Below are 5750 nucleotides of genomic sequence, written 5' to 3'. Positions count from 1 at the left end.
GGCCGGGAGAGGACTTCCGGACGCGGCCCCCGCCTCGACACCGGGAGCAGTGCACCATGCGTGAGCACACCGAGCTGTACATCGACGGCGCCTGGCGGGCGCCCCGGCACCAGGGCGCCGTCCGGGAGCTGACCGACCCCGCGAGCGGTGAGGTCACGGGCCGGGTGGCGCTGGGCGGCGCGGCGGATGTCGACCGGGCGGTCGCCGCCGCAGGCCGCGCCTTCGCCTCGTACGCGCGGACCGCGCCCGAGGAGCGTGCCGAGCTGCTGGAGCGGGTGCTGGCCGAACTGGACCGGCGCGCCGAGGATCTGGCCCAGGCGGTGACCGCGGAGATGGGCGCGCCGCTGGCGCTGGCCCGCGGCGCGCACGTGCCGACGGGCCGGTTCCAGATCGCCACCACCCTCGGAGCGCTGCGGAAGCACACCTTCCGGGAGTGGCGCGGTGACACGGAGATCCGCAGGGAGCCGCTCGGCGTCGCCGGTCTGATCACCCCCTGGAACTTCCCCGTGCTGCAGGTCGCGGGGAAGGCGGCGGCGGCGCTCGCCGCCGGGTGCCCCGCGGTGGTCAAGGCGTCCGAACTGGCCCCGTACTCCGCCGTACTGCTCGCCGAGGTCATGGACGCGGCGGGGGTGCCGGCGGGGGTGTTCAACCTCGTGCTGGGCGAGGGGCCCGAGGCGGGGCACGCGCTGAGCGCGCACCCGGACGTCGGCGTCATCTCGTTCACCGGCTCCGTGCGGACCGCGCGGAAGGTCACGGTCGCCGCCGCGCCGACCGTCAAACGGGTCCACACCGAGCTGGGCGGCAAGTCGCCGCACCTCCTGCTGCCCGACGCGGACTTCGCCGTGGCCGTGCGTACGGTGCACGACTGGATGATGTCCGTGACCGGCCAGCTGTGCAGCGCCCCCACCCGCACCCTGGTGCCGCGGGACCGCCTGGAGGAGTTCCTGGAGGCACTGGTGCCGTCCCTGGAGGCGATCCGGGTGGGCGACCCCCGCTCGCCGGAGACCGGGATGGGTCCGCTGGTGTCGGCCGCGCAGTGGCGCACCGTCCAGGACTACATCCAGCAGGGCCTGGACGCCGGGGCCCGGCTGGTGACCGGCGGCCCCGGCAGGCCGGAGGGCCTGGCGGCGGGGCACTTCGCCAGGCCGACCGTGTTCGCCGATGTCGACAACGGCATGGCCATCGCCCGGGAGGAGATCTTCGGACCGGTGCTGTCCGTGATCGCCTACGACACCGTCGACGAGGCGGTCGAGATCGCCAACGACACCCCGTACGGCCTCGCCGCGTATGTCGTCGGCGCCGACGTGGACCGGGCGCACCAGGTGGCGGCGCGGATCCGCGCGGGGTCCGTCCTCATCAACGGCGCCGACTTCGACTGGACGGCCCCCTGGGGCGGATACAAGCAGTCAGGGAACGGCCGCGAGTTCGGCCCCGAGGGGCTGGACGCCTATCTGGAGACCAAGGTCGTACGCGGCGCGCCGGTCAGGACCGGCGCTCCACGGCATCCGCGAACTTGACCAGCAGCCGGGAGAACTCCCGCGCCTCGTCGTCCGGCCACTCCGCCACGAGGTCGTCGAAGACCTGCTGCTGGTACTCCCGGGACCGGGTGAGCAGCCCCTGCCCGGCCCGGGTCAGGGCCAGCACCTTGCTGCGGCTGTCCCGCTCCGAGGGCGCGTGGGTGACATAGCCGCTCTTCACCGCGTCCGTGACCATGCGGCTGGCGGTCGAGGGGTTCAGCTTCAGCCGCTCGGCCACGGAGCCGATCGTCACCTCGGCGTCCGGGTCCTCGGGATCCCCGACCGCCTGGACCACCTGGATGTGGATCAGCCGGTCCTGCTCCAGCGAGCCCGGCTTGCGGCCCAGGACGCGGACCAGCCGGAAGAGGGCCGGGCCCGAGGCGAGGGGCGGGGAGTTGGTGTCAGGCGCGCCGCTCATGGCGGAACCCTAACATGTGGCTTCCACATGCATATTACTCTCCGGTTTCCTCCGCCGTGAGGCCGACATACATCGTGCGGTGCAGCGCACAGACGTGCTCGTGCGCCAACTGCCCGGCGCGGGCCGGGTCGTGGTCGGCCAGGGCGGCGCGCAGCTGCCGGTGCTCCTCGTTGCTCTCGCGCAGATACGCCATGGGGTAGGGCAGGAAGTACGGGTAGAGCTCCCGGGTGACCCGGCCGTAGATCTCCAGGGCCTGCGGCAGCCCGGCGGCGTGTGCGATCCCGAGGTGGAAGCGCTTGTCGGCGGTGTGGAAGTCGGCCCAGGTCTCGGCCTCGTCCATGGCCGCGACGCACGCGTCCAGCACCGCGAGCGCGTCCGGGTCGCGCCGGGTGGCGGCCAGGTGCGCGAAACCGGTCTCCAGCACGGCCCGTTCGTCGACGAGGCGGTGGACGCGCGCGCTGTCCTGGGTGTAGGCGACGACCTGCGGGACGGTGTGCGCCCTCGGCCGCTCGGCGATGAAGGTGCCGCCGCCCCGGCCCGGCCGGCGGGTGACGACGCCCTCCCGCTCCAGTGCGGAGAGCGCCCGCCGCACGGTGATCTCGGCAACGCCCAGCGCGGCGGCCGTGGTCGGGATGTTCGGGAGCCGTTCACCGGGGGCGAGCAGGCCCAGATCGACGGCCAGCGAGATCCGCGCGCGCACGGTGTCCACCGCGCTGGTGCGCTGGATCGCGGCGAGCGCCGTGCTGGTCAGGGGGTTGTCCGCGGGGCCCGGGTGCCGCGCGGTGCCGTCCCGGGGGCGTTCGTGCTGCGTGCTGCGGTCCTGGGGCGCCATCGCTCAAGGGTACGCACGCCTGCGGCGCGCCGTGCAGGGCCGATCGGGGCCGCCGGTACCGTCCGAGGTCTTTACGTGCTCAAAGTGAGCATGTTTCTATGGCGGAGCGCAGCAAGCCGTCCGAACTCCACCGTTCCCCGACGTTCCCCGACGTCCACCCGAGGACCACGTATGAAGATCGCCGGACTGCAGACCGCCGGAACCCCCGGCGACGTGGACGCCAACCTCCACGAACTGGAGCAGGCGTGCCGCCGGGCCCGCGGTCAGGAAGCCGAACTGCTGGTCACCACGGAGATGTTCGTCACCGGGTACGACATCGGCGGCGCCGTGGCCGAGCTGGCCCGCCGCGACCTGCTCACCCCCGCACAGGACATCGCCCGCCGCACCGGCGTCGCCCTCGTGCTCGGAGCGCCCGAGCCGGCCGCGCCCGGGGCCGCGCCGGGCGCCTGCTACAACAGCGCGTTCCTGATCGCCGCCGACGGCACCGTGCTCGGCCGCCACCGCAAGGCCCATCTGTTCGGCGAGCTGGATCGCGCCCACTTCCTGCCCGGCGACCGACTGACCGCCCCCATCCGCTACGGCGGGCTCCGGATCGCCCTGCTGATCTGCTACGACGTGGAGTTCCCGGAGGCCGTACGCGCCGCGGCGCTCGCCGGAGCCGACCTGATAGCGGTGCCGACGGCGCAGATGGAGCCGTACGAGTTCATCGCGGAGCATCTGCTGCGGGTGCGCGCCTGGGAGAACCAGGTCTACCTCGCCTACGTCAACCACGACGGCGAGGAGGGCTCCCTCCGCTACGTCGGCCGCAGCTCCATCGTGGCCCCGTCCGGCGCCGTACTGGCCCAGGCCCGGCACGGCAACCAGTTGCTCTGCGCCACCGTCGACCCGGAAGCGGTGCGCGCGGCGCGCGCGGCGAACCCGTATCTGGCCGACCGCAGGCCGCGGCTGTACGACTCCGCCGCCCCTTCCACCCCCCTCACCTCACTCGTCCCTTCCGGCACCAAGGACCGCCCATGCTGAGGGAACCCCAGGACGCCGCCCCGTCCGCTCCGCTCGCCCCGTCGACCCCGTCCGCAGGGCCCGCGCAGCGACCGCCGTCCTCCGCGCACCTGTCCGGCCGGCTCGGCACCGGCTCCATCGTCTTCATGGTGATCGCCGCGGCGGCGCCGCTCACCGTGGTCGGCGGCAACGTCCCGCTCGCCATCGCCAGCGGACCCGGCGCCGGCGCCCCCGTCGGCTTCGCCCTCGCCTCCCTCATCCTGCTGGTCTTCGCGGTCGGCTTCGTCACCATGACGCCCCATGTGCGGCAGGCGGGCGCCTTCTACGCGTACACCACGCGCGGGCTCGGCGACCGGGTCGGCGTCGGCACCGCCGCCGTCGCCCTGGTCGCCTACACGGCGATCCAGGTGGGCGTCTACGGCTACTTCGGCTGGGCCGTGGGCAGCGTCCTGGCCGACTTCGGCGGACCGACCGGCGTCCCCTGGTGGGTGTGGTCGCTGGCGGCCGTGGCCCTCGTCGCCCTGCTCGGCTACCGGCACATCGAGCTCAGCTCCAAGGTGCTGGGCGTGGCGCTGGTCCTGGAGATCGCGGTGGTCGCCGTCCTGGACGCGGTGATCTTCGCGCAGGGCGGGGACAGCGGCGTGAACGTCGAGTCCTTCACACCGCACGAGGCGTTCTCCGGGCCGCTCGGCGTCGCCGTGCTGTTCGCGCTCACCGGGTTCATCGGCTTCGAGTCCACGGCCGTCTTCCGCAGCGAGGCCCGCGACCCGGACCGCACCATCCCGCGCGCCACCTACACCGCGGTCGCCGTCATCGGCGCCTTCTACACCGTCTCCTGCTGGGCGCTGGTGCTCGGCGCGGGCACGGACAAGGTCTCCGGCGTGGCCAACGCGGCGCTGGCCGACGACGGGAACATGCTCATGGACGCGGCGGACGCGTACGTGGGGACGGTGCTGCGGGACGTGATGCAAGTCCTGCTGCTCACCAGCCTGTTCGCCTGCGTGCTCTCCTTCCACAACGTCATCGCGCGCTACACCTTCACCCTCTCCCGCCAGGGGCTCGCCCCCGAGCGGCTGGGCGCGGTGCACCCCCGGCACCGCTCCCCGTACATCTCCTCGCTGGTGCAGACCGGCACCGCGCTGCTGTTGGTCGCCGTCTTCGCCCTGGTCGGACTGGAGCCGCTGGTGGGCGTGTTCGGCTCGATGGCGGGGGTGTCCACCGTCGGCATGGTGCTGCTGATGCTGACCACGTCGGTCGCCGTGCTGGTCTTCTTCGCCCGCCGCCCCGAGGCGGCAGCCGGGCGCGTCTGGCAGACCCGGATCGCACCGGCGCTCGCGGTGGCCGGCCTGCTCACCGGGCTGTGGCTGGTCGTCTCCAACTTCACCCTCATCACGGGGGGCGGAGTCGGAGTGAGCATCGCGCTGGGCGCCGTCCCGTTCGCCGCGTTCCTGGCCGGCTACGCACGAGGCCCCGCACGCCGCCGCACAGAATCTTCAGAGGGGCCTTAGCGGACCCCGCCACGGTCCAGGTCGCGGACGAGCAGGGCCACATGGAGGGACGCGCGGGTCTCCGGGTCGTCGAGGCGGGCGTCCAGGATGCGCTCTACGGCGGCCAGCCGGGCGTACAGCGCCGGGCGGCTCAGACTGGTGCGCCGCGCCAGCTCGTTCTTGTTGCCGTTCACCTCCAGATACCGGCGCAGCAGCGCGAGGTGCCCCGCCCCGTGCCGCGCCTCGTGCTCCAGCAGCCGGTGCAGCTCGGACTCGGCGAACGCCCGCAGATGCCGGTTGTCCCGCAGCAGCGCGAGCAGGCCGCGCAGCCGCAGATGCTCGGCCCGGTAGTACGGCCGCTCCGGGCCGCCGGTCATCGCGGCGGCGACCTCGGCGACATGCGCGGCCTGGTCGAGCTGCCGGGCCGCTGCGGTCAGCGTCGGCTGCCCGGGGCCGACCCCGACCCGCGGGCGCCGCGCGGCACGCGCCCCGCCGCC

General features: G+C 73.8%; 6 protein-coding genes. 3 read left to right on the top strand and 3 right to left on the bottom strand.

Translation table 11 applies throughout. The features are described 5' to 3' along the window. Positions 1-56 precede the first annotated feature (56 nt). Positions 57-1517, top strand: coding sequence for an aldehyde dehydrogenase family protein (locus G5C65_RS29925; RefSeq protein WP_165302181.1), 1461 nt, complete (start codon positions 57-59; stop codon positions 1515-1517). Here G5C65_RS29925 and G5C65_RS29920 read toward each other — a convergent pair. Then, on the bottom strand, positions 1483-1935 hold the full coding sequence (locus tag G5C65_RS29920) for a MarR family winged helix-turn-helix transcriptional regulator (protein ID WP_165302180.1): 453 nt from the start codon (positions 1933-1935) through the stop codon (positions 1483-1485). The two genes, G5C65_RS29925 and G5C65_RS29920, sit on opposite strands and share 35 nt — an antisense overlap. Before the next feature lie 34 nt (positions 1936-1969). Beyond that, on the bottom strand, positions 1970-2767 hold the full coding sequence (locus tag G5C65_RS29915; RefSeq protein ID WP_165302179.1) for a FadR/GntR family transcriptional regulator: 798 nt from the start codon (positions 2765-2767) through the stop codon (positions 1970-1972). A 171-nt stretch (positions 2768-2938) separates the two neighbouring features. Here G5C65_RS29915 and G5C65_RS29910 point away from each other — a divergent pair, with 171 nt between their 5' ends. Then, positions 2939-3787 carry a carbon-nitrogen hydrolase family protein gene (locus tag G5C65_RS29910; RefSeq protein ID WP_165302178.1) on the top strand — a complete coding sequence of 283 codons (849 nt, stop codon included), beginning with the start codon at positions 2939-2941 and terminating at the stop codon, positions 3785-3787. Beyond that, a complete protein-coding gene (locus G5C65_RS29905) occupies positions 3781-5274 on the top strand; it encodes an APC family permease (protein WP_165302177.1) in 1494 nt (497 codons plus the stop codon). The genes G5C65_RS29910 and G5C65_RS29905 overlap by 7 nt, the downstream gene beginning before the upstream one ends. Here the strand turns inward: G5C65_RS29905 and G5C65_RS29900 are convergent. Beyond that, positions 5271-5750, bottom strand: a 480-nt coding sequence (locus G5C65_RS29900) for a helix-turn-helix domain-containing protein (protein WP_165302176.1), incomplete at its 5' end; no start/stop codon positions are given. The genes G5C65_RS29905 and G5C65_RS29900 overlap by 4 nt on opposite strands.

It is taken from the genome of Streptomyces boncukensis, assembly GCF_011045075.1.
GTDB classification, from domain to species: Bacteria; Actinomycetota; Actinomycetes; order Streptomycetales; family Streptomycetaceae; genus Streptomyces; species Streptomyces boncukensis.
The sequence above is the reverse complement of the archived record's forward strand: the minus strand, read 5'-3'. Positions and strand labels throughout refer to the sequence as shown.